Source organism: Aequorivita sinensis (assembly GCF_006346335.1).
Lineage (GTDB): Bacteria > Bacteroidota > Bacteroidia > Flavobacteriales > Flavobacteriaceae > Aequorivita > Aequorivita sinensis.
Map to the genome: position 1 here is coordinate 55,222 of NZ_VDMC01000012.1, position 22,841 is coordinate 78,062.

A 22,841-nucleotide genomic window follows, 5' to 3' on the forward strand; every position below is an offset into this window, starting at 1 on the left:
TTTTAAAAGCATCACGGTAGGATATAGCTATCCTAAAAAAACTGAATTATACTTTAGGGGGTTGGAAAAGCGATTCCAGATATCTGGAAGTGAAGTTTACTTTATGTAAGTTAAACTGTTTTTTCTCTTCAAACTTTAGTCGATTGGTTAAAGCCGAATTGTTGTTCGCAATAATTAATACTAAAGGGTGACAACATTGATGATGGGAATGGACTGGTGTATTCTCCTTATCTGGGTTATTATGATGCCCTTCATTTTTTGCATCATTGTCAATGTAATCTTCAACTACATATTCAAGGAAAGAGTCTCCATAAACTTTATGGTCTTGATAATGGGTAATAATGCTTGAAATTTCTTTAATTGGTCCACAAAAGTCCATATCAATGCTAATTCCCTGAAAAAAGAATAAAATTGACATTGATATGGAAAAGAATATTTTCATAAAGTTTGACAAAGATACAAATTAATCGATGCACAGGTTGTGCAATTATAATGATACTCAGGAGTTGAAATAGCAAGTGTGGCCCTGAATGAATTGTAGTGCAACGGAAATGAATGGTGGGCTACTCTTGCTGCGCGTTGCTGGAAGTGGGTGATTGTAGAGAGTGAGGCACGAACGAACGAAAAGAACCGACCGGAAGCAAATGGGTGTGCGGGTAGGACTTTGTACAGGTGAACTTCAAGACGGACGAATACAGTTAATGTTTGTGTTTTGATAAATATGGATTGAAGGATTTTTATAAATACAGACCAGGTAATATGCTTTGAGGAATTAGATGCCGCAATGGTAATGTAATTAAACTCTCTTCACCGAATTCAAAATCAGAAAAATTACTAATGTCGCAAAAGGGGCGGTTTATTGTAGGCGTTTCTATACTAATATGAAAGCCGAACGGTATAAAAGTGATTTCCCCGAATGTTCGAGCGTATCCATCCATATTTGACCAAGATAATGGATTTCTTAAACTTATGGCACTGGACATATACATTAAAAGCCGAATGTCTGGTGGCAATGATTTACTTTTCCTGTCTAATATAAATTCCCTTATACTTGGTTTTTTTAGGAAGAAGCCGCTGTTATCAAGGGCAACAAACATCGTCAGTATCTGCTTCAGGACATTTAAAGGTTTTATTTCATATTCTGCGCAAATGAAATTATTGGCATAGACGCGATGTGTCAATACATATGCACCTTGTTTGGCGAAATCAATATAATCATTTGCATACCAGCTACCAGTATTCTTGTTGCAAGAACCACATAAATGATAACCACCAGCACCACGGTTACTTCGCTTACGACCTCCATAACGATAACTGGACTTGTCTAATAAGTTTTCTTTATCTTGAAAAAGAACAGGTGAGGAATTAAAAGCACCTTGGGGAGGAATATGTTCGAAAGTTAATGTTTCAAAGTTTCCGCATAATTTGCAAGTGTCTTTATTTCTCATTGTATTTTTTAAAAAAGCTACCAAGCCTTTTCATTATTGGCTTAAAATTAAGCTTATTATTACAACCTCGGATTCGATAGAAAAACAATTAGACCGATTCGACCTGTATTTCAAAAGCCTGTTCAATCAATTCCATTATATAATCTAATTCGGAAAGGTTTTCTAAACCAACCTCAACATCACCATTACCCCACCTTCCCAAACCGGATACATCTTTACAAATGCCTTTCGAGTCTTTTATCCGGTCAAATTCTGTATTTAATGAAAGTCTTAATCTTTTCTTCTGAGGCACTACGTCTACGAAGTTTGTTTGAGATTTAAAAGCAATGTAAAGTTTTTTAAATTCAACTCTTACAGAAGCATCCAAATTAAGAACTCGTTTTTCGAGGTTTTGAAATAACACCAACATATCGCCCTGTAAATGTTCATAGTTTTCAATGTTATAAACGGTTTGCTCCTTTGAGAGACCAGGCTCTTTATAAATGTCTAATCTTTCTTGTGACAAATGAGGTTCTTTCCAAACAATACAAGCACGTTGAGCTAAGGTTGAAGCACGTTTCAATATTGCCTGTTTATTCCAAATATCCGCTATTCTTACTGATTCGTTTAAAAATAAAGGACTCGTGTTAAAGCCTCCTTCGATAGTTTTTTTATTTGAAAAAGGCCTATCAGATAATTCAGAATTATATCCTGTTAAAGTAAGATTACCTAAGGTATGAAGATATTGGTTTTTAACCTTCTCCCAATCTTCTCCGAGCTCTTGTTGCCATTGTAGGGATAAATTTTGATTCTGTGGTAAGATATGTTCGATGGTATAATTTTCGGCGTTCACCAGTTCCTTGCGTTTCCAGTTTTCGAGAGATTCCAATAAATAGTTTCTGGACCTGAAATTATAAACATCTTTTACCTGTAAATCCTTTGTAAATTCCGCATCAGTGGGAAAACGTCTATAGCCATCCATTAATAAGAATGCTGCCTGAACGGATTCTAAATAGGTTTCTCTTTTAATACGCTTATAAAGGGTGCCAAAAGTTTTGTTCAAGCTATTAGTAGGAATTCCGCAAATTGCTCTTCTGAAAACATAATTTGAAACTAAAGATATAATTTGAATAAATTCATCCTTGTTGATTAGCTCATCTTCATAATCACCATAGACAGCAAGTAAAAAGGGATAAGAGGTATCGATTTTCAGCTTTGTAATTTCTTTAAGTTTTTTAGCGATATCCGGGTCTTGTTCCTTTAAAAGAGCAATGCGAACATAAAATTTTGAATATTTATGCAAGCTTTTTATAGCTTCATTGACAGATTTGAATCCATTTTTTGAATGCAGAAAATTTTTATATGTTTCATAAACAAGATTGATCTTTGGAATGGAAGCCTCTTTCATTGTGAGATAATCGCGAATAAACCAAGCAAGAGCACCTATATTTTCCCCAAAGCTTTGTTCCATCGGGTACCAATATCTTTCATAGAGAACAGTTTGTTGCTCCAAGGGCTGACCCATTAAAATATAATTGCGAATTAAATCAGCTTGGGATAAATCTAAACCAGTTGAATTTAAGCTTTCGAATATCAGTTGTGGATTGTCCTTATCTCTTTCCAGAATGACATCAACAATAATAAGCTTTTTGATACCGTGATAGATAGCCTGAACATTATCAGAATGAAGCTTCCCTTTAAAAAATTTATAATTTTCTAATACTCTCTTAGAATAATTCCCATCAATCTCTATTTCATCAATAAGATTTGTATAAGTGGCTTTGTCTTTACGAGTAAGAAGTAATTTGAATTTGGAGTCATCTTTTCTATGCTTATTTACAAGATATGTTTCCTGAATTTCTTCCCAAGTTTCGTCTTCAAGTGTAATGTTATCATTTTCTTTTAAAAAGTGAATTAACGCAAGAAGCATCAAGGAGACGGTTGTAAGTCTTTGTTGGCCATCTATAACAAGCAATTCAGGTACACTTGTTATCGGAGAGTTTCCGGGTTTGAAATAAACGATTGACCCTATAAAATGGGAAAGTTCGGAAGCGTCATTTCCTACCCTATAAATGTCATTAAATAATTGTTGACATTGCTTAATCTGCCAAGAGTAAGTTCTTTGATAGATTGGAATTGTGAATTGTTTTTTACCGTCCAATAGATTTAATAACTGTGCCTGCGTTGCTTCCATAGAGTTTTATTTGTTTATTTTACAAAAACCAAAGATTGTCTTTTCCATATTCGGGGATTTCGTTACCATCAAAATGAGGGAGCATTTCTGCGACCATTTCGGGATATTTAATGGTTACTGGTAAGTTTTGTTGTCGAACTGATTTCCAATACATTCTACTAAATTGATAAACTTGGTCTATCAATTCTTTCACTGTTTTTGTATCGTCCACTAATTCGGCTTGGGTACAGTATATTTTTAATTTTATTGGAAATGGGTAACCGTCTGAGAAATTAAAGTGATTGTTACTATACCTGGTATTGTTGAACAATAGAAATTTTTGACGCCCGATATTGATATATGAGCCACTTATAGGCATCAAATCTTTCCAATTCAAATCAAAAGCTACAATGTCTGAAGATTCTGTTTTATTTATTGAAACAATAAATACTGGTATGCTTAACCCTAACTTTTTTAATCCATCTTCTATTGGCTGTAGCTCTTCTTGACCCATTGTTTTGTAGAAGTGAATTACTAAGCGTTTTATATCAGGGTTGTGATTTGCATACTCTTTTACCGCTCTTATAATAGAACCGGCTAATTCCCTTGTTTGATTTTGTTGAAAGCACTCAAAGCGGTTGAACTTTCCATTATTGGAAAAGCTGAAAGCACTACCAATGTATTTAATATCAAAATCAGGGTTTTTGAACGCTCCTACACCAACAATCAATTCCTTTTTAATAGTGTTGTCCAAACGCCAAGGAGTACCTTTTAATTTAGCAAGAATGGCAATTGCAATGTTAGGGAGACTATAAAAATATTTGTCATTAGCCAATACTTTTTCTGCGTCTATTACTTGGGAGGAAATGCGCTTTTTTAGCAATAGTTCCTTCAATCTGTAATAAATCTTCCTTCTGGACTTATCGGGGGAATTTTTAGAAAAAGGACTGATGTAAATGGCTATATATTGAACATCAGGTTCAAAATATTTGTCGGTGATTTTGGTATAAATTTCGGGCCAAGGATTGTCTAAGTCCTCAAAACATATACTAAACCCTTTTTCAGTATAATATGGCGTATGAATAAATTTTGACAATCCACCAAAGCCTCTTTCAGTGCCCCTAAAATAGCTGTCAATCTTTTTTGTTGCTTGTACGTCGTCTTTATGGTAAATAAAGAAAAAATGAATTTTGGTGGTATCGCTGAAATCATAGGGGCCAAATTCTTTTATCCCATTCATCGGTACGATGTGGGATTGTCTTATTCCATCTTTCTCACCAAATAATAATTGGTTACTGTTGTTTTTCACCTTTCCTATTCTAAATTCTTCTACGGGGATAAATCCATTTGAATTTAGTGGAATTAGCTGTTTAAATTCTTCGTTATTTAAATACGTTTTGTAAAAGAAATCAATTCCATTTTTGAATTTAATGTATTTGTTGGATTTATCAGGAGCCTCGGTAGCTTCGCCCAAACCATCTCTGATATCGAAGTTCCATATTGGAAACACTTTATCATAAGCTCTTTTGCCGGCACTTGGCAAGTCTTCAAATTTATGAAGCTCATTTTCAAACATTACCCAATTGAAAGCGGTAGGAGAAACGAATTCTTGGAGTACCTCAACTGATTCTTTATATATTTTGGGAACTCCTTCGAAAGTAACGAGTAATTCCAGTTTTTTACTAACGGTTTTAAATTGAACTCGGAGACAATAGCGGTCATATAGATTGTATTTCCCCGAACTGTCGTATTTCTTGCTTGGTAGCCAAACCTCTGTATCGTGAATGAAATTAGGCTTTACCATTAACCCTTTATCAGTAAAATACTTATGGATTTTAGCGTTGTAATAGCGTTTTAAAATGGAAATAGAGAATGATGTATTGTGAACCTTTGCGGAATATTCTTCTCCATATTTATCAAGCTTTTTTTCATAAGTAGGATTGACAGATTTGGTGACTGGAAAAAAACCTTCTTTTTCTTCTTCAAAAGAGGTGTAATAATGTTCTTGTTGACCAAACTCTTGAATGACCTCATCGGGGACTAAGGTGTGATACATACGAGTGAGATTAATATCTTCCTTATCGGTAAAATATAATCTTAATTCTTCCTTTGGATGGTCGAAGGTCAGGATGTTGAAACAGAGGTTGGCCATTTTTACAGAGTTTATTACGGGTTCATCTAACTGGTATTAAAGGAAATTCATATTAGTTTGAATTATTTTTATATAAATCTGTTGACTTTAATCTTCTTAAATTTCTTACCCATTCCTAAAACAATTGCGGTGGCGTCTTTAATAATCAATTCGCCTAATGCCAATCCTGCAATAGCTTCTTTTATTTCTTGAAATTCATTCCCTGAAACACCAAAGAGATCCTTAATTACCGCATCTGTAATAGATTGTTGTTTCATAATGAGCGGGTACTGGGCGTTTGCATAAAAGTCAAAGAATTTTGATTTGTAACTATCCATATTTTGAGTAGCCAGAATAATACTAAGTCCTTTATTTCGTCCTACTGCTATTAAATCTCGCAAAGGCTTATTATCAAAGTCGAGCATATAGTGTGCTTCGTCAATAATAGTGAAGTGGCGGATTTGGACACATTGATCAGACACTTCTTGTTTTGGAAGCTTTTCGTAAATAGTATTGAGTTTGGAAATAATAAAATATACTATGGCCTTCGCCAAGGGGCCATCTTTTGGATAACCATCCATTTTCACAATAAAACTATTGTTGATAAGGTCGATGTTGTCTTCTTTTGAGAAGAGATTATTTCTTATGAGTTGCTTTAAAACTGATTTTATACTGTCGTCCTTACTTCTGTCTTTTTCATTTTGAAGATTATTATACTCATCTAAAATGATTTCGAAAGAAAGGGGTTTGTTTTTAGTTTTCCTGTAAGACGCAATAACTGCTTCTGCCAGCCTATTACTCATATTGGCGCTCATTCTTGCATTATCAATTGCACAAATGGCGTTGGCTAATTCAGAGGCATATAGATTGATTTCATTTTGAGTTTTTCCTTCAAAGTTTTTAAAAGGTGAAAATGGCAAAGGGGCTTTAATAGGGTCTAAAATTGCATTGTCTTCTAATTCAAAGTGATTGAACCAAGAACGATTGGCAGGGTCGGAAAACTCGCCTTTATAATCAAAAAAAAGGAAATTTACCGGGTACGCAGTTTCTATAGTTAAAGACCGCATTTCGCGCATTAAAACTGCCAATAAATTTGATTTACCTGATCCTGTGGAACCAGCAATTAAAATTTGTGTATTAGGAATCTCTCTACCGTTTAAGTTTAAAGTGGCAGGAATATCTCCTTCAAACATTCCTATATTTAAATCTAAGAATGGGATGGCACCAAATGACGCATTTCCAGATGTAGTTGTTATATTCAACCAATTATCTAAATTGTCATCATTCATCAAATACTTTAAGCCTTGTTGCATTTCGTAATTGATAACCCGGCTTCGGTTTGCGGCAACTGACCAGTCGAGTTCTAAATGATTGTAGCGATATTTTATTAAGCTGGACCACATTTGCTGTAAATCGAATTTGGTGAAGGTAGTTTCGTGGATCCGTAAACTATCCATAGAGAGTTTTTCAATTTCTGACCAATTCCGTTTGTGGTTTTGACTTAAACCCGCTGCTAATGCCAATCGTTGTAATAGATTATTGTTTAAACTTATGTGTTTAGTGTCTTTATGATATTCCACTAAGTTTAATTTTTTTTCTATTTTTTGTTTTAGAGGCAACAAGCTATCAATTAAGCCTTCACTTTGTCTAATATTATGTAATGCTACTTCTTCCATATTTAATTATTTATGGTGCGACCAAAATATCCTTCTTCTACGTCTGTTTTTTGTGCTTCTTTGTCTCTAATAAGTGTGTAGCTTTTAGAAATGAAAGGTTCTATCTTTTGTAAATCGGTAGCAGGTCGCACTTCACTATCTGAACTTAACAGAATGGTTTGATGGGACAGTTCTGGGAAATAATTTTCCAACAAGGTGGTTCTACTGGTTTCATCCAATACGCCCATAACCGTGTCAATCATAACAGGTGGATCGTAATCCCCAAATTCGTGTAGGGCTTTGAGAAGCACTTGCACTACAACTTGGGTAGATGCGGTGTTTAATTGACTTAAATAGATTTCGTTACCCGCTTTGTGATAAATACTAAAGTTTAAATTCTTTAAATCTTCCGATAGTTCTACACGGTCAATGACATCTTGATAGGCCGCCAAGTTTAAGTTTAGATCCCGCTTCATTGTAGATTCAATCTTATCTTTTTTGTTTTTCAATAAGGTATTGGCAATTTCATCAAATAAGGGTTGTAGTTTTTTAAGAGTTTCGAATTTAGGGTCAGGTTCCTCCGTTGTTGGAATATCAAACTGCTGTATTTTCCCTGAAATTTTTGTAATTTCTTTATCCTTATCTTCAATTTGGGTTTTTAAGTTTTTTATAGCACCCTCATTCTCTTCATAGGCCTTAATCAAAGAATAATCTTTTCCCGATATTTGAGATTTTAAATCTTCTATTTGCTTTTTGGTCTTATGGGCATTGGCAATATCCTTTTCTAAAATCTTTTTTCGATGGGTGATCGATGGATACGGATTTTGATAATTGCCGTTGACTAATTTCTTTAACGCTTCCACCTCTGAAGTCTGAAAGTAATCGTACTCTAAGTCCTGAGAGTTTTCATCTAAAGCTTTTAATACGGTTTCGGCAAGTTGGCTAATGGAAATATTTGCGAGATCAATTCCCTTTTTGGTCAACACATTAATTGCCTTTCCTAAAACGTTCTCTATCGCTTCTTTATTAAGGTGAGACAAAGCATCGGCATTTGAAGATTCTCTTTCATTTAAAATTAATGCAATGTCGTTTTGTAAAACCTCTACCAGTTTGGGAAGGCTTATATGCAGCTCAAAATTTTTAATAAATTCGTTGACATCACTTTTGTATTGCTTTTCTTCAATTTCGAGGTTGTTTATTTCTTCTTCTAACTGCTTTACTTTATTGTTGAGCGTAGATTCCTCATTCATTCCTGCCTTTAAAGTATCGTACAGCTCTTTATTCGATACTGAAAAATCTAAAGCTTCTTTACGTCGATCTTTTAAATCTTGATGGTTTTGATCTTCTTTTCGTTTTTGCTCTACCAGTTCAAGGTATTCCTTTTTCTCATTTTCCAAATCAAGCATTTGGGCTGTATAATCTTGCGTTAAGGCTTCGGCTGTTTTTCCAAAGGACAAGTAACGGTTAAAACCCATTACATTTTCTATATTTTCACGTATCACACGATTCAGCCTGTCTTCCTTTAATAAGTTGCCGGCTTCCATTGCATCAAATAAAAAGTAACGGCTGAGCTCTTCCGGTAGATTCCCTTTGATTATTTTATTGACCTGAGCTTCTTGCTCTGCTCGTTGTGCTGCCGGGGTTGCTGTGCCATACTGAAAAATGGAACCGTTCATATTCAACTTCACACTTTCTACTGGTCTCTTGGCCGTATTGAGCATATAAGTACGCGTCAACACATAAGATTGTTCTTGATTTAAAACCCGTCCAGAAAAAAACAATTCCAATTCAATGGTTTCAGCTACTTTACCCAAGGCTCCTGCATTGAGCAATTCGTTAAAGTGTTTTTCGTTAGATATGTTTAGACCGTATAGGGCGCCATAAATAGCATCAAAAAATGTAGTTTTACCACCACCATTGGCACCACCAATCAATACAATGGGTTTGTCTGGGTCAGTCTCGAGATTTAAATCTAACTCCAAATACGTCTTAAAGTTTTTGGCTCTTATCCTTTTTATCAGCATTGTTATTTCATTTTTTGAAGGGCTCTTTCTAACAATCTTTTTAAGGATTTTTCGTCCAAGTCCTCGTTTTTGATCTTCTTTTCGTGGTAGGCTTTTAATAAATATTCCTTTACCCACTCAGGGTCTATTTCATATTTTTCACAAATTTGCTCTATGGTAGCCATATCGTCTTTACGAATGCCATAGTGTACAAATAGTGAATCCAGTCCTTTGTTACTCATAACATATTGCTTTAATCTATTAATGACGGATCAAATGCTGTCCATCCTGTATGGTCATTGGCTTTATCAATAAGGTTATCGGCGTATTTCCAAACAGTATAATCCGATTTGCTTCTTGGCACAATCACACCACCTAATAGTGGCTTTTCAGTTGTACTTTTTTCTTGAATATAGTTGAAAAGGGCATTGTGCTTCCTTACGAAATTAGGGTCCGAATCTAACGTCTTGGTGTCAAACAAGGCAATAGGACCGTTTTTTAGTTTGATAACAAAATCGACATAAAACCCCCGAGTTATGCCATTAACATCTTCGTAGGTTACTGCAAAGTCCCCCTTGTTTTTGTCTCCATTTTTGTACCACCAGTCCAGGTGATCTTTATGATTTTCTAAAAAGCTTACAAACTCCTTTTCTGGCCTGCTGGCATTTTTGTATTCATAAAAGGGCTCTAAAGCGTGGTCTTCCACATTTCTTTGCTGGTAATATTCATTAAACAAGCGTTCTTTAGGCACCTCCCACTTTGTATGCTCTACACGTTTGGACATTTGAGCTGCCTTTTGTTGTAATAAGGCTTCGTGCTTTACCAAAGCCTGATCTATTAACTCGATAAACTTGGGCTTGTGGTTTTCAAACAGAATGATTTTAATGGCTCTGAATTCGTCCATTACCATATAATCTTCAAACAACATTTTTAATCCCAATTCTAAAACTGGTGTAGAATCTGCTTTTGCATAACCTCCCACGTGATCACGGCAAAACTGACGGAATAACACATTGAGTTCATTGGCAGTTTTTGCAAATTTCTCTTTGTCGTCTACACGTGTTGCTCCAACTTCAATGGCAATTTCTACATCTTTTGGAATAGGGATTTCAATTTTATCCACATCCAACTCAATAAACTTTGAAGCTAATTGATTTTTGTTGTATTCCTCTATGGTTAAGCCTCCTGTTTCTGTAGCATCACGAGTTAAACCAAAATACTCTTCGGCTGCTTCATACAAACACTTTCTAAAGTTTGAGCTTAAACGGTTACGCGTTAAACGTGTATTGATAAAGGAAGAATCTAAAGCTATTTCTTGATACTCGTCAATACGAGTAGCCTTGTTTTGTACGATATAATCAATTTCTTCGGGTTGGATAAAAATCATATCTTTACTTAAATTGGTATAGACATAGCCGTTGTTAAGTAATGGGTTTGGATAGTGCTTTTGCTCTGGCATACGCAGGATTCTCCCAACGGTTTGGATACCAAAATGCTCTTGTTTGATTTCTCTAAAAATCAATAAAACCGCTGCTCTTGGACAATCCCAACCTAGGGCAATGGCCTGTTTAAAAAGTAAGACATCGGTCATACAACCAGGTTCCTCAATGCCTACTAAATTTGATTTTTCATTACTTAACCAAACGGCCAAACGGTTGTTCTGAACCGTAATGTCTTTGGACATTAAATAGGTTTGCACTTCCTCGATAATTTGATTGTCGAGTGCAGATTCTTTTTTAGTTTCATTAGGTAATTGTATCAATAATAGCGGATTAATGTTGATACCCTTATCCTGATAGGCTTTGGCAAGCTCATTTCGCTTTTTTAAGGCTTCGTCCAATAAGACGTGATTTAAGGAACGGCCTTGTTGTGTACTTTGATCTAAAGCCGCATTAAGGATGACATTCTTTTTAATCATCTCGGCTTCTATGACTTCATCGCGCCTAATCGTGTAACCATAATCACTTTTAAACAAGGGCGTTGCCGAAACGTCTATCTCTATTTTGGCGTGTATTTTTTGTAGTAAAGCTTGCGCTTTTTTTCCCTGCACGTGGTAATGCGCTTCATCCAGAATACAGATAATTTCTATATCGTTGAGCATTGCATTGTACACAAACTTTAGCAGGTCTTTGCCTTGCTCGTTTTCTTTGATATAAAGATTATTTTCCTTGTTAACCGACTGCCAGTTGACGAACAGCATTTCATTGGGTTGCAATTTGCCATCGGTGATATCCTCAAACTGGATGGGTTTTATGGTGCGCAATTCCTCAAAATAATCCTTTAAAGAAAGGTACGACTGCAAATGCAATTGGTTTGGTGCAAACCAAATAAAGGCCACTTGACGTTTAGGCACGTCCAAACGGTCGGGAATTTCATTGCAAAGTTGGTTTAAAAAGGCCGCCATTGTTACGGTTTTACCCGCACCTGTGGGCGCTTTGAGTACCATTTTGTGTTGGGCTCCCGGTTTTTTAAGGAGGCTATAAGTATCTTTTAATAGGCGTTCTACGGCCTCTTCTTGGTATTTACGTAAGGTAATCATTTAGTTTAAGTCCAGTTTAGGTTCAACATTTACTATGTCCTCCTCTAATTCTGGGACAAATTCTTTGTTTTCTTTGGGTAATATATTTTGATAGGCCTTATAAATGGCATCGGGCAAAGCGGCCAGGGTAATATTATCTGCCAAGTCTTCAAACTCCTCGTGGTAGGCATATTGGCCATTGGCAAAAACATACACCTTAATACGGCTTTCTGGACTTTCCTTTTCTACAAAGGCGGTCAAGGCTGCAACTGCATCATCAATATAGAAATCATCATAGACCACATAAACGTATTGGCCTTGGCCGTTAGTAAAGCATTTGTTCCAGGCTTCTTGGTTGAGTTGGCTGGTTACTTCTTGGTAACAATCTTCTTTAATACACAACAGTTCGGTGGCGAGTTGGGTTAGCTGGCGTTTGTTGCTTAAGGAAGGTTCTCTGTCCACAAAAGTGGTTTGGTAGTAGCGGAGATTGTTGTTGTTTAAGCCTTTTACTGTTTTATTTTTAGTAGTTGTATATCCATTTATAACCTTTTTACTCCTTTCATAAGTTACTTCTTCTGCTATATTGTTTTCATTGTTAGTAACCAAAATACACTTTCTATTACCATTATCTATAGCATTGAGTTCCATAGTTGCGTGTAAAGATGTACCTGAACCAGCAAAGAAATCTAAAATAATCTTTGGATTAGGATGAATATTTTTAATTAAATATTGCGCGGCTGAAGTGACTTTAGGATATGGAAAATCTAATTTTAAGTCTTTCATCAACACTTCATCTGAAGAGCCATTATTATAAATAGATGGTGTTACTTCAGATAAATTTTCTTTAAGTAAATATTTTTTTTCTGGCTGTCTATTTTCATCGTCTCCAAAAATTATTAAACCTTCTTCCAACAATTTATCCATCGTTACATCTGGATTTCTCCAACCTTTGGATGGAACTGGACACGGTTTATTGGTAATGGGATGTATTAGAGGTCTATGAGAGCGTGTTTCGGGTTTATCTGGAGCAGCCATAGACACACCTCTGTAAACATTTCCTTTTTGATCTATAAATTTATAAGCCCTTTCTCCACCTGAAAAATCTTGCTTTGACAACCAAGATTGAAATTCTGAATTAACCAATTCTAAGTCATATTCTACTTCAAAATCTTTAAGTAATTCCTTCGAATAATTAAATGGTTTAATTACTTCTTTTATGGAATCTGGAATTTGTGTTTTCCCAATCTTATTAAACAAAGATTTGGCTTTGTTCAATATCGTTAACGCATTAGGTTTTGGCCTTGTCAGGATATTATCTAAAAGTTTAAAATTCTCTTTATTTTTCGCATAAACCAATACATATTCGTGCATAGTTGCGACTCCTGCAACTTCTCCTTTCGGATTTAATTTATTCCAAATTATCACGCCCAAAAAATCATTATTAGAGAAAACCTCTGTTTCTAATAATAAATTTAAAGCATCAAATTCATTTTCATCTATATGACATACAAAAACACCGTCTTCAGCTAATAACCTTTTGGCAATTTTTAATCTTTTAGACATAAAGTTCAACCACATAGAATGTTTAAAAGGATCTTCTTTTAAAACCCATTTGTCATTATATCTAAATTCATTTTCCTTTCCCGTATTATAAGGCGGATCAATATAAATAAGGTCAATTTTATTTTCGTGGGTAAAGGTCAGTGCGGTGAGGGCGTGCAGGTTGTCGCCCTCAATTAAAATATGGTTAGGGTGCTTTTGGGTATCGGTGTCGTTGATAATCGCGCGATCTTTTACTTCTTTAAGCACAGGGAGTTTTGTGCGTAGTTCTTCCTCTACGTCTTCGGGCTTGTCTTCCCATACCAGACCGTATTTCTTTTTGGTGTTTACCAGGTTTACGAGGTAAGCGCGTTCGTCTGGGTTAAGACCGTCGAGGGATTTAATTTTGTTGAGTATGTCTTTTTTGTTCATTCTAAATTAAGTGAAAAGTTAAAAGTGAATAGTGAAAAGTGTCACTTATCATTTTTTAAGGTTATTTTTTGCTGTTTTTACAGTTGCTACAAGCATTGTTATTAGTTCTTTACATTGCTGGCTAAGGTTAATATGTTGTTCTTTTGTAAGATAATTAGTGTCTTTTAATAGGTCTAACCAATAATCGGTTTCGTTGGCTTCTTTTAGAGCTTGGCTCATTTTATTGATAAAGTCTGGTTTACTTTGTGCAAATTCTCCTTCTCTAATAATGGCGCCAATGGCAGTACTACTTCTTAGTATTTGTTTACTTAAAGCAAACTCTCTATTGACGCCTTGTAAATTTTGCGCCAATTTGACTATTGCAATAGCAAATTGATAACTTTTATCTTTTAAAATAGACTTAGTCATAATTCTTCATTTTTCACTTTTCGTTTTTCATTATTTTCAACGCCAGTTCTAAACTTTCAATAGTGTCTTCTTCGTCGGCAATAGTTTTTAAAATTCGATCTGCCAACCAAAGGGTAATTAATTCCTTCTGTGGTTGTTTAAAAATTCTGGCCAGTTGGATAATGTCTTCCTTTTTAAACGGGCGTTCGCTGCGCTCCATTTTACTGAGCATAGCGGTATCCATTTGCATTGCGGCGGCCAGCTCGCGAAGTAGCATTTGGTCGGCTTCTCTTAGTTCTCTGATTCTTTTACCAATCATTGTTGTCTTTTTATATACTGACTTGTCAGATTTTGTACAATATAGAATTATTTTTTAAATAAAAATTGCGGAATACCGTATTGTAGGAAAAAAAAATTAAATTTTATTTTCGGTATTTGTGAGCGTTAAGGAAGGTGAGGGTTTTAAGGAAACCAAGGATTAGGAAACTGTCAAATCCCGGTGAGGTTGATAGTTTATTATGATTTGTGTATTTCACTACCTTCAAAAAAAACTTTCTGCCTTGTCAAAGAGAAATATTTCATCAGGTTATAGCCTGATAAACTTTAACGTATTGTCAGGTTATACCCTGACGGATAAAATATTCTCTTCGAGAAAATCCTTTTACTTATGTTTCCTTAGGTTGACCACTCGATTTTATTTTTTGGGGTGTGGTCGAATCTTTGGAAGAAAAGCCTCAATGGCTTATTTTTCCTTGATTTCCTGAACTTCCTCATTTTCCTCATTAATGAGATTTAAATAGTTGTCCTGCTGTTCGCGATGAATAAGGTTTGCCTTTATAAAGCTTGTAATATAACCTTCAGCTGTTTTTGCAGGAATTTTCAATGCTTTGGCAACTTCTAAATATTTCTGCCGGTTGAAGTGTTTTGGTAGATTGTGGAGAAACTTTTCCTTTCTGTTTTTGCGGGTGGGTTTCTGTTCCTCTTCGGGCAATTCGCTAAACACTTTACTGGAATGTATTATTAACACTTTAATCATTTCTAATGTAGTATTAAAATCTCTTTGCTCGCAGACGAGCTTATTGGAAATGTCGCCTGTCTCTAAAATACGCAATGCAGAAAACAACATACAGAAACGATACCCAATAAGCCCCAACCTGCGGATGGTTGCCATATAGTCCAAGCCTTGCAGGTTGATGTATTTGGTTTGGATATGGGCAAAGAACTTGTTGAATTGTTCTTGTTGGTCAACGGTGAGTTGAAATTGAAATTCGCCATTGTTCTTGAGCAATTTGTAGAGTTCGTAGAACTGGTTTCCGAGGTCTTCAAAGTAATCATCGAGACCGTTGTCTGTGGTGCTCGCGAATACATTTTTCCAAACAGGATTTATATTCATATAGTAAAAAATGAAACGGCTGAACAAGCCGTTTTCAGCATTGGGTATCAATGCCGAAACTTGTTTTGGTGTTCCCGAGAGCACCGTAGAAAGACACGGATTTTCAATGTCCACAAATTCGCGATCAGTTCTGCGGTAATAGGAAATGGTCTCGTGATGAAAGGCTTTTCTGAAACCATCGCTGTAATTTCCGTAATCGCTTTTAAAAGCGTGTGCCAAGGTATCGCCCTCGGTTTCAAAAATCAATCCTTTGCCATCGCTGTCGCCTAAAAGCTGATAGGCTCCCGTAGAACTATTGTTTGCAGGAATAAAGAGCATTTTTTCAGGAGGTCTTGCCGGCTTCTCTACACCTTCTTCTTTTCCTTTTTTGGCGTTGTATTCCGCTAAATCGAGTTCGTAATGTTGTTTATGCAATTTGGCTTCTTCTCTTAATTCTTTGTGGATTGGGTTAACCAATTGGCGACAATGCACCAATCGCCCTTTTCCTGCGGATGCCTGGGCGGTAATGAAAAGAAAGAGATTAGCGAATACTTTTTTACCGTCGTAAATGCCATAGACTTTGGGAAGGCAAGCACTGATTGCGGTCAAAGACCCAAGAAGTAGAATATCCTTTTCTTCATCGGAGGTGGCGACTGCAATTATTTTTTGCAGGAACTCGGGAAGTTCAGGATATAGGGATTTGGGGAATGTAGGCATAATTTCCTTAATGGGTTCTTCTTCCTGGTTTTCTTGTACCGGTATAGCCCTTGATGATTTGTAATTGTTATTATTAGCTTTATACTGGTCCTTGGATTGTGTTACGATAGAAACACCTGCTTGCTTGGCAAGAAAGAAAAAGGTTTTCAGTGAAACACCTTGACCTTTAGATTTTAAGCAATTGTCAAATTGCTTGTTGCATTCCTTTGTATTGTAGCCTGAATAATATTGGCTTACTCTATGGAATAGGCTTCTTCCAGACTCACCAAATTCATCAGCAAAGGCAAAGCCTATGTTAATCCAATCATTGTAATTGGGAGCTATATCAATATGATTAGCTTCTATATTCTGAATGACTTTTTCAACTTCTGAATTGTTATCTGTAACTGATTGGTGGTTTTGTTCTGTATGTTGCTGTTGTTGGTTTGGTTTTTCTATCCATTCCAACGGATTAAACGTCTTTTTTTCCATAATTTATAAATATTTTGGATTAATAAATACATTGGGGTCGTGAGGTAAAAAACAGGCTCTGGATATATCCTTACCGGAACCGTCCACCTTTAATTTGTATTGATGTGTGATATAATTGGCGACTGCCATAAAATAATCTTGATGTTTGACTGTGGTCAAATCAATAGGGATTATCCATTTTAAACCATCACCGGAAGGTGATGTAAAAAGAAGTTCAGTTTCAAAGTATTCATCTTTGAGCAAAGCTTCCTTTAAACTGGAAATATCTTTGAGGTGGTCAAAGTCAATAGTTAAAAGTCCCGAATGTTTTTTTAGGTTCTTATCGTTCCGTTTTGAAAACAAACCAGAAAAGGTTACATAATCGAAATGAAACGCCTTATACTTTCGGGCTTTTTTCACGTCTTGAATTTTGCGAAGTGTACTTGTACACGAAGCAAAATCATCTCCTTTGATGAGGTGGAACACCTCAACCAAAGAGGCTTGCCGATTTGGGATTATATTGGTAACAGGTTTTTGAAAATAGCTGAACACGGGCGAAGCCTGTGTTGCGATTTCGGGAAAATCAACCGCAGGTTGGAGTTCTTCTTGATTGTAAAAACTGTTCTTTTGACCAATACGCAGATGCAACTCTTCATTTAGTTTTAGCAATAGATCCTCTTCTTTCAAGGTTTTAAAATGATAGGTTGCAAACTCAAAAATATCTCCTTTAAAATCGGTTAGTTCTGTGTCATAGTGTCGGGCAACATTATCAACAATGTTTATCTGTAATGTGTCCTTTCCGCCATTAAATGGGTTGCGGGTTATCCCGCAGTCCCTTCCCTTTAGGGAAAGGACTGATTCAGGATAATACTGCCGTAGGATGTAGGCATACACTTTTAACCCATAATGCGTTTTGTTTAGAATTGCTTCTTTACTTATTTCCATCGCATTTGAAATTTGGGTTATAATAATTTGCCTGTAACAGCTTTTCTATGTCCGATACCTTGTAATAAAATTTACCGCGAATTTTACTGTATGGTATGGTTCCATTTGAACGAAGCGTCTGCAAGGTGCGTTGACTAATATGGAGCGTTTGCATTACGTCTTGGTTATCAATCCACGTATCTTTTAGGCGTTCTGCTCTCGTTGCCCTTATTATATCGATACGGTCTTTAATGTCCTTTAGCTCTTGGGAGAGTGCCTGGAGCAAATCAATTATTTCTATCATAGCTTCACCCTCCCTTTCTTAATTAGATAGTTAGCTGCTTCCTTGTCGATTTCTTCTTGGGTGGTATTGCGGTTACGCAATAGCCACTCTTCCAATTCGGCACGGTTGAAATACAGCTTCTTACCATTAGGTTTGTAATGTGGAATAGTGCCGGCACTTGTAAGTTTGTACAAGTGGGATTGTGATAGTTCTAAGTACTTACAAGCTTCATTGAAGTTGAGTACATTCTTCAGAATGATGTTCTGGTCTAATACGTGCTTTTCTATAATTTCAAGCCTTTTTAATATCTCTTCCATTTTATTTTGGATTAAAGAATTAGTAAAAGACTCTTGGCCAAAAGTCATATTCGATTTCCGAATACAGGGCTAAAGTAGGGTGACTATTAGGCTCTAATGGGGGGCAGGAGGTAGGTGCAGTGTAGAGTGCAGAGTGCAGAGTGGTCAAACAAAGGCAAAAACCCTTGTTTGATGAAAACAAGGGCTAAATAAAAACTGAAAAAGAATAGGGGGTGTAAAGTGTAGAGTAAGCTATTTGAGTAGGTTTATGGCTTTGTCGATTTTATCACCAGTGAGAGTTGGTCTTTTTAATGTCCTGAATTTCGAGCGGTCAAATGGTTCTCCATTTTCATCCACAAAGCAAATGCAGGTAACCTGCCATTGCTTTTGTTTCAAATCTTCTACCAATTTCAAATCGTTGTGAATGCTTTTAATGAAGTATGACAATTCGCTCGGGTTACCAGTCCATTTAACAGGGGTATTTATTTCAGTACCAGAGAAAATCTTTTTAAAGATATGTAGAGGTGTGTCGGCACTTATGAAACCGTTTAGTTTAAGACTATCCCACAAATCATTAATATTATCGGGATTTGTCGGCAGTTGTTTATAAGTGAACGAATGGAACTGAATAGGGCTATCAGCTTTTTTGATTTTCGTTTTTTTGATTGGTTCCGTTTCAATTTCCAGAATTTGGATTTTGCGAATAGGTAGTTTGTCAGGAATGGGTTCTTTTAGAAGTTGGGTATAAAAATCTTCTACAATAAACTCATCGTTCACCCATTCTTTAAACTTTTCCTGTACTTCCAAATACAGCTGCATAAGTGCGATTTTGAGTAATTGCATTATAAAAGTATTCGCCTTATGTTCCTGGTCTAATTGATAGGATGTGTTTTTTGGGTCAATGTAGGAAAGTGTAAAATCCTTTTCTTTTAAAAGTTTTCCAATGTCTTTTAAAAGAGTTTTCAAACGCTTGTTTAAAATATCGTTTAGGTAATAATGAATGAGGTTCTCGTTTCTATCTTCATCCATAGCCTCATAAATGGCATCAAAATGGGATTTGATGGAATTGCGGATTAAGAGATTGTAATACTTGGTCTTATTGTCAAATGGCCGTTCAAATTTAATTTCAAATTGTAGAGGATGTCTTGACGAGTATTCCTTTAAGCTATGGAATTTGGAATAAAATATTTCATCTACACTGTTATGATTAAGCCAAGGACGCAAACCGTGGTTTAGAATTTCATCGAACACTTTTATACGAACACTCATAAGTCAAGTTGAATTTTGTTAGCCGCTTCCTTTTTCTTTTCATCAATAACCTTAGCATAAATCTGAGTGGTTTTGAGCTCTCTATGGCCAAGAAGTTTTGAAACTGTATAAATATCAGTGCCGGCGGTTAATTGTAAAGTTGCATAGGTATGTCGGGCGCAATGAAAAGTAATGGTTTTGGAGATACCGGCTTTCATTACCCACTGCTGTAACTTTAGATTATGCCAGGCGGAATATTTCAATCCTTTGAAAACTCTTTCATCCTTATCTTGACGCTCACCAAGTAAGCCGAAGGCTTGCTCTGAGATAGGAAGTGTTTCTGCACCTTGGGTTTTCTTCTGGCGAAAGCGAATGTAATACCCCATTTCATTAGAGTGTTGAACTTCTGACCAAAGTAGCTTGTTTATGTCGGACCAGCGCAATCCAGTCAGACAAGAAAATATGAATGCTGTCTTCATCTGCGGAATTTCACATTCTTCTTTAACAACGGCTTGAAGTTCTTGTAGCGTTAAAAATTCGCGCTGAGGTTCGCCTTGTTTAAAACCTTCAATCCCTTCTGCCGGATTGGTAGGGATGATGCCATCTTTTACGGCTTGCTTTAATGCCGCTTTAAACTTATTAAAATAGGAGTATTTGGAATTTTGGGAAAGGTTTTGGTTGCTTTTCGTTTTCACTTCCTTATCCAAATACTCTTTGAAGCCCTGGACAAACTCTCTGTTTACTTCGGCAAAGGTAATATCCCAAGGAATATAAGCTTTTAAATGCTTTAACATACTGTCCCAATTGCCGTAATTGCCGGTACTGTCTTTTCTTTTTTCAGTAAGTGTTTCAATATAATTTGTGAAGCTTCCCTTTAATTTTTCATTATCGCGGAAGCCATAAACACCGTTTTGAATTTCGATTTGTCGTTGGGCTCTAATTGTTTCGGCTAACTGCAAAGTTTTTTTATTGACTTCTTTCTGCTCTTTGGTTTTGGCCGTGGGGTCAAGATAGAGCTTAAGGTATTCCGTTTTGCGTTTCCCTTTGTGGTAATAATCCAAGTATAAACTGGTTTTACCACCTTGATTGCGTTTTCTTAGTGTTACCTTCATTATTGAAAAAGTTTATCGATTTCGGCTCTCTTGATAATGGTACGTCTCCCAATTTTGCCGGCTTTTATATTTCCGCTCTTAATCTGACGATATATCGTCATTCGGCTTGTACCTAATAATTTGCAGGTTTCATCGATACTTAAGAAATCCTTATGCTTTAGTTGCTCTTGATTGTATTCCATTCGGTGAACACTAACCGGGGCCACTTGCTGAATTTTTTCATCACGCTTGCGTTTCTTGTAATTTCTGGAAGCGCACTTGTGACTACAGAATTTGGTTACCGTAGTTCGCGCGGTAAAAGAATTTCCGCAATCTTGACAAATTTTGAGTATTTCGATGTTGCTGCTCATTGTTTAACCTTTTCGGGCTTGTATCTGTAACTGGATATATCTGAAAATATCAGATTGTATCTGTATGTAACATTATTTCACCACGCACTAATAAATCTGTTGCTAACAACAGATTTGTTGCTGATAGCAACAAATTAGCAACTAAAGATAAGAAATAAAGAGCAAATTAGCAACAAGAAAAGGAAGATAAAACCTTTTAAAGTCAAGAAAGAGAAGGGATTAGCGTATCAAGTGATATGTAATTACTTTCCGATACAAAAATTAGCAAAAATATTACCTAGGAGCTCGTCGTTGGAAATTTCCCCGGTGATCTCACCAAAGTAATACAAGGCCTGACGTATATCAATAGCTAATAAATCTCCACTCAGGTTGTTGTCGATACCTTGTTGTACTTTAATTATTTCCTCTAAAGCTTTTAGCATCGAATCGTAATGACGGCTGTTTGTAACAATCGTTTCGTTATTGCGTAGGGCGCCAGTGTTTACAAAATCTAATAGTTTGTTTTGAAGTTCTTCAACCCCAAGATTTGATTTTGCTGAAAGTAATAAAGCGGAAGTGTTGTCAATTTCGCTCAGAGTAACCTTTAGTTTTTGTCTTTCCTCTTCAGAAAGTTTATCGGCTTTATTGGCTACAATTATTAAGTTTTTCTGAGGGTATTTGTTTTTGATGGTTTCTATTTCAACTTTGAATTTTGATTTTTGTCCCGAAACTTCAGAATTAAACTTTTCTGAATCGAATAAATAGATAACTACCTGCGCTTGTTCAATTTTCTGAAAGGTTTTTTGAATTCCTAACCCTTCAATTGTATCAGTAGTTTCACGTATTCCTGCAGTATCAATAAATCGAAAACCTATACCTCCAATTACAATTTCATCTTCTATAGTATCACGGGTGGTACCTGCAATGTCGCTAACGATGGCTCTTTCTTCGTTTAGTAATGCATTCAATAAAGTTGATTTCCCAACATTAGGCTCCCCAACAATCGCAACAGGAATACCATTTTTAAGTACATTTCCTGTGGCAAACGAATCTATAAGTCGTTTAAGAACGTGAGTAATTTTAGAAATTAGCTTTTGGAAGTCCTCACGATTTGCAAACTCTACATCTTCTTCAGCAAAATCTAATTCTAATTCAATTAAGGACGCAAAATTTAGAAGCTCTTCTCGAAGTCGTTTAATTTCAGAAGAGAAACCGCCACGCATTTGCTGAATTGCTAATTGATGACTAGCAGCACTATCACTCGCAATAAGGTCGGCAACGGCTTCGGCTTGACTTAAATCCATTTTTCCGTGGAGAAATGCTCTTAAGGTAAACTCACCAGCCTGAGCCATTCGGCATCCTTTACGAAGACATAGTTGAACAATTTCTTGTTGGATGTAATTACTACCGTGACAAGAAACTTCAATCACATCTTCTCCTGTATAACTATTTGGGTTTTTAAAAATTGAAACTAGAACTTCGTCTATAATTTTTTCACCATCCTTAATATGCCCTAAGTGTACGGTATGCGTTTTCTGTTCTGCTAGGGACTTACCCGAAACTGAAGTAAAAATAGAAGAAGCTATAGTAATAGCCTCAGGTCCTGAAAGCCTTAAAACGGCAATTGCTCCCGCACCAGCAGGAGTTGCCATAGCAACAATAGTATCTGTGTGTGTCATTGAGGCAAAGGTAAGATATAGTTTGATAAAACTTCAATCTTAAGTGGTGTTGAATTAAGCTTATATATTATCCGAATTCAATTTTCCGTATGCTTATCAAATGATTGTAAGTAAAAAAGTAGATAAACAAAAAATGCCCACCAAATTGGTAGACATTTTTTATTTT

General features: G+C 36.0%; 19 protein-coding genes. All 19 read right to left on the reverse strand.

Features of this window, described 5'->3' with window-relative positions; all coding sequences use genetic code 11:
- Positions 1–46 precede the first annotated feature (46 nt).
- Positions 47–418, reverse strand: a complete 372-nt coding sequence (locus tag FHP04_RS11615) for a hypothetical protein (protein ID WP_072765459.1) — start codon at positions 416–418, stop codon at positions 47–49.
- 319 nt (positions 419–737) lie between these two features.
- The gene (locus FHP04_RS11620; RefSeq protein WP_073217637.1) at positions 738–1,448 is read right to left on the reverse strand and encodes a hypothetical protein; all 711 of its coding nucleotides are present in this window, start codon (positions 1,446–1,448) and stop codon (positions 738–740) included.
- A gap of 88 nt (positions 1,449–1,536) precedes the next feature.
- Complete coding sequence (locus FHP04_RS11625) at positions 1,537–3,621, reverse strand: DUF262 and DUF1524 domain-containing protein (RefSeq protein ID WP_139856304.1); 2,085 nt, start codon at positions 3,619–3,621, stop codon at positions 1,537–1,539.
- Between the two features lie 19 nt (positions 3,622–3,640).
- Positions 3,641–5,752 (reverse strand): Piwi domain-containing protein, encoded by a 2,112-nt coding sequence (locus FHP04_RS11630; protein ID WP_139856305.1) that lies wholly within the window; start codon positions 5,750–5,752, stop codon positions 3,641–3,643.
- 68 nt (positions 5,753–5,820) lie between these two features.
- Positions 5,821–7,407 (reverse strand): ATP-binding protein, encoded by a 1,587-nt coding sequence (locus tag FHP04_RS11635; protein ID WP_139856306.1) that lies wholly within the window; start codon positions 7,405–7,407, stop codon positions 5,821–5,823.
- Positions 7,408–7,409: 2 nt separating this feature from the next.
- Positions 7,410–9,410: an AAA family ATPase gene (locus tag FHP04_RS11640; protein ID WP_139856307.1), complete on the reverse strand. Its 2,001-nt coding sequence runs from the start codon at positions 9,408–9,410 to the stop codon at positions 7,410–7,412.
- Between the two features lie 2 nt (positions 9,411–9,412).
- Positions 9,413–9,631 (reverse strand): DNA modification system-associated small protein, encoded by a 219-nt coding sequence (locus FHP04_RS11645; RefSeq protein ID WP_139856308.1) that lies wholly within the window; start codon positions 9,629–9,631, stop codon positions 9,413–9,415.
- An 11-nt stretch (positions 9,632–9,642) separates the two neighbouring features.
- Positions 9,643–11,928, reverse strand: coding sequence for a DEAD/DEAH box helicase (locus FHP04_RS11650; RefSeq protein ID WP_139856309.1), 2,286 nt, complete (start codon positions 11,926–11,928; stop codon positions 9,643–9,645).
- On the reverse strand, positions 11,929–13,878 hold the full coding sequence (locus tag FHP04_RS11655; protein ID WP_139856310.1) for a site-specific DNA-methyltransferase: 1,950 nt from the start codon (positions 13,876–13,878) through the stop codon (positions 11,929–11,931). It lies immediately after the preceding gene.
- Between the two features lie 48 nt (positions 13,879–13,926).
- Positions 13,927–14,286 carry a four helix bundle protein gene (locus tag FHP04_RS11660; protein WP_139856311.1) on the reverse strand — a complete coding sequence of 120 codons (360 nt, stop codon included), beginning with the start codon at positions 14,284–14,286 and terminating at the stop codon, positions 13,927–13,929.
- Positions 14,287–14,299: 13 nt separating this feature from the next.
- Positions 14,300–14,584 carry a helix-turn-helix domain-containing protein gene (locus FHP04_RS11665; RefSeq protein ID WP_139856312.1) on the reverse strand — a complete coding sequence of 95 codons (285 nt, stop codon included), beginning with the start codon at positions 14,582–14,584 and terminating at the stop codon, positions 14,300–14,302.
- Between the two features lie 423 nt (positions 14,585–15,007).
- On the reverse strand, positions 15,008–16,825 hold the full coding sequence (locus FHP04_RS11670; protein ID WP_139856313.1) for a DUF3987 domain-containing protein: 1,818 nt from the start codon (positions 16,823–16,825) through the stop codon (positions 15,008–15,010).
- Positions 16,826–16,828: 3 nt separating this feature from the next.
- Positions 16,829–17,749, reverse strand: a complete 921-nt coding sequence (locus FHP04_RS11675; protein WP_139856314.1) for a BT4734/BF3469 family protein — start codon at positions 17,747–17,749, stop codon at positions 16,829–16,831.
- Positions 17,736–18,032: a helix-turn-helix domain-containing protein gene (locus tag FHP04_RS11680; RefSeq protein ID WP_073217662.1), complete on the reverse strand. Its 297-nt coding sequence runs from the start codon at positions 18,030–18,032 to the stop codon at positions 17,736–17,738. The genes FHP04_RS11675 and FHP04_RS11680 overlap by 14 nt, the downstream gene beginning before the upstream one ends.
- Positions 18,029–18,328: a helix-turn-helix domain-containing protein gene (locus FHP04_RS11685; protein WP_073217714.1), complete on the reverse strand. Its 300-nt coding sequence runs from the start codon at positions 18,326–18,328 to the stop codon at positions 18,029–18,031. The genes FHP04_RS11680 and FHP04_RS11685 overlap by 4 nt, the downstream gene beginning before the upstream one ends.
- Positions 18,329–18,559: 231 nt before the next feature.
- On the reverse strand, positions 18,560–19,576 hold the full coding sequence (locus FHP04_RS11690; protein WP_139856315.1) for a hypothetical protein: 1,017 nt from the start codon (positions 19,574–19,576) through the stop codon (positions 18,560–18,562).
- Positions 19,573–20,667: a site-specific integrase gene (locus tag FHP04_RS11695; RefSeq protein ID WP_139856316.1), complete on the reverse strand. Its 1,095-nt coding sequence runs from the start codon at positions 20,665–20,667 to the stop codon at positions 19,573–19,575. Before FHP04_RS11695 ends, FHP04_RS11690 begins: the two co-directional genes overlap by 4 nt.
- Positions 20,667–21,017 (reverse strand): helix-turn-helix domain-containing protein, encoded by a 351-nt coding sequence (locus tag FHP04_RS11700; protein ID WP_139856317.1) that lies wholly within the window; start codon positions 21,015–21,017, stop codon positions 20,667–20,669. Before FHP04_RS11700 ends, FHP04_RS11695 begins: the two co-directional genes overlap by 1 nt.
- A gap of 242 nt (positions 21,018–21,259) precedes the next feature.
- Positions 21,260–22,675, reverse strand: coding sequence for a tRNA uridine-5-carboxymethylaminomethyl(34) synthesis GTPase MnmE (mnmE, locus tag FHP04_RS11705; protein WP_139856318.1), 1,416 nt, complete (start codon positions 22,673–22,675; stop codon positions 21,260–21,262).
- Positions 22,676–22,841 lie beyond the last annotated feature (166 nt).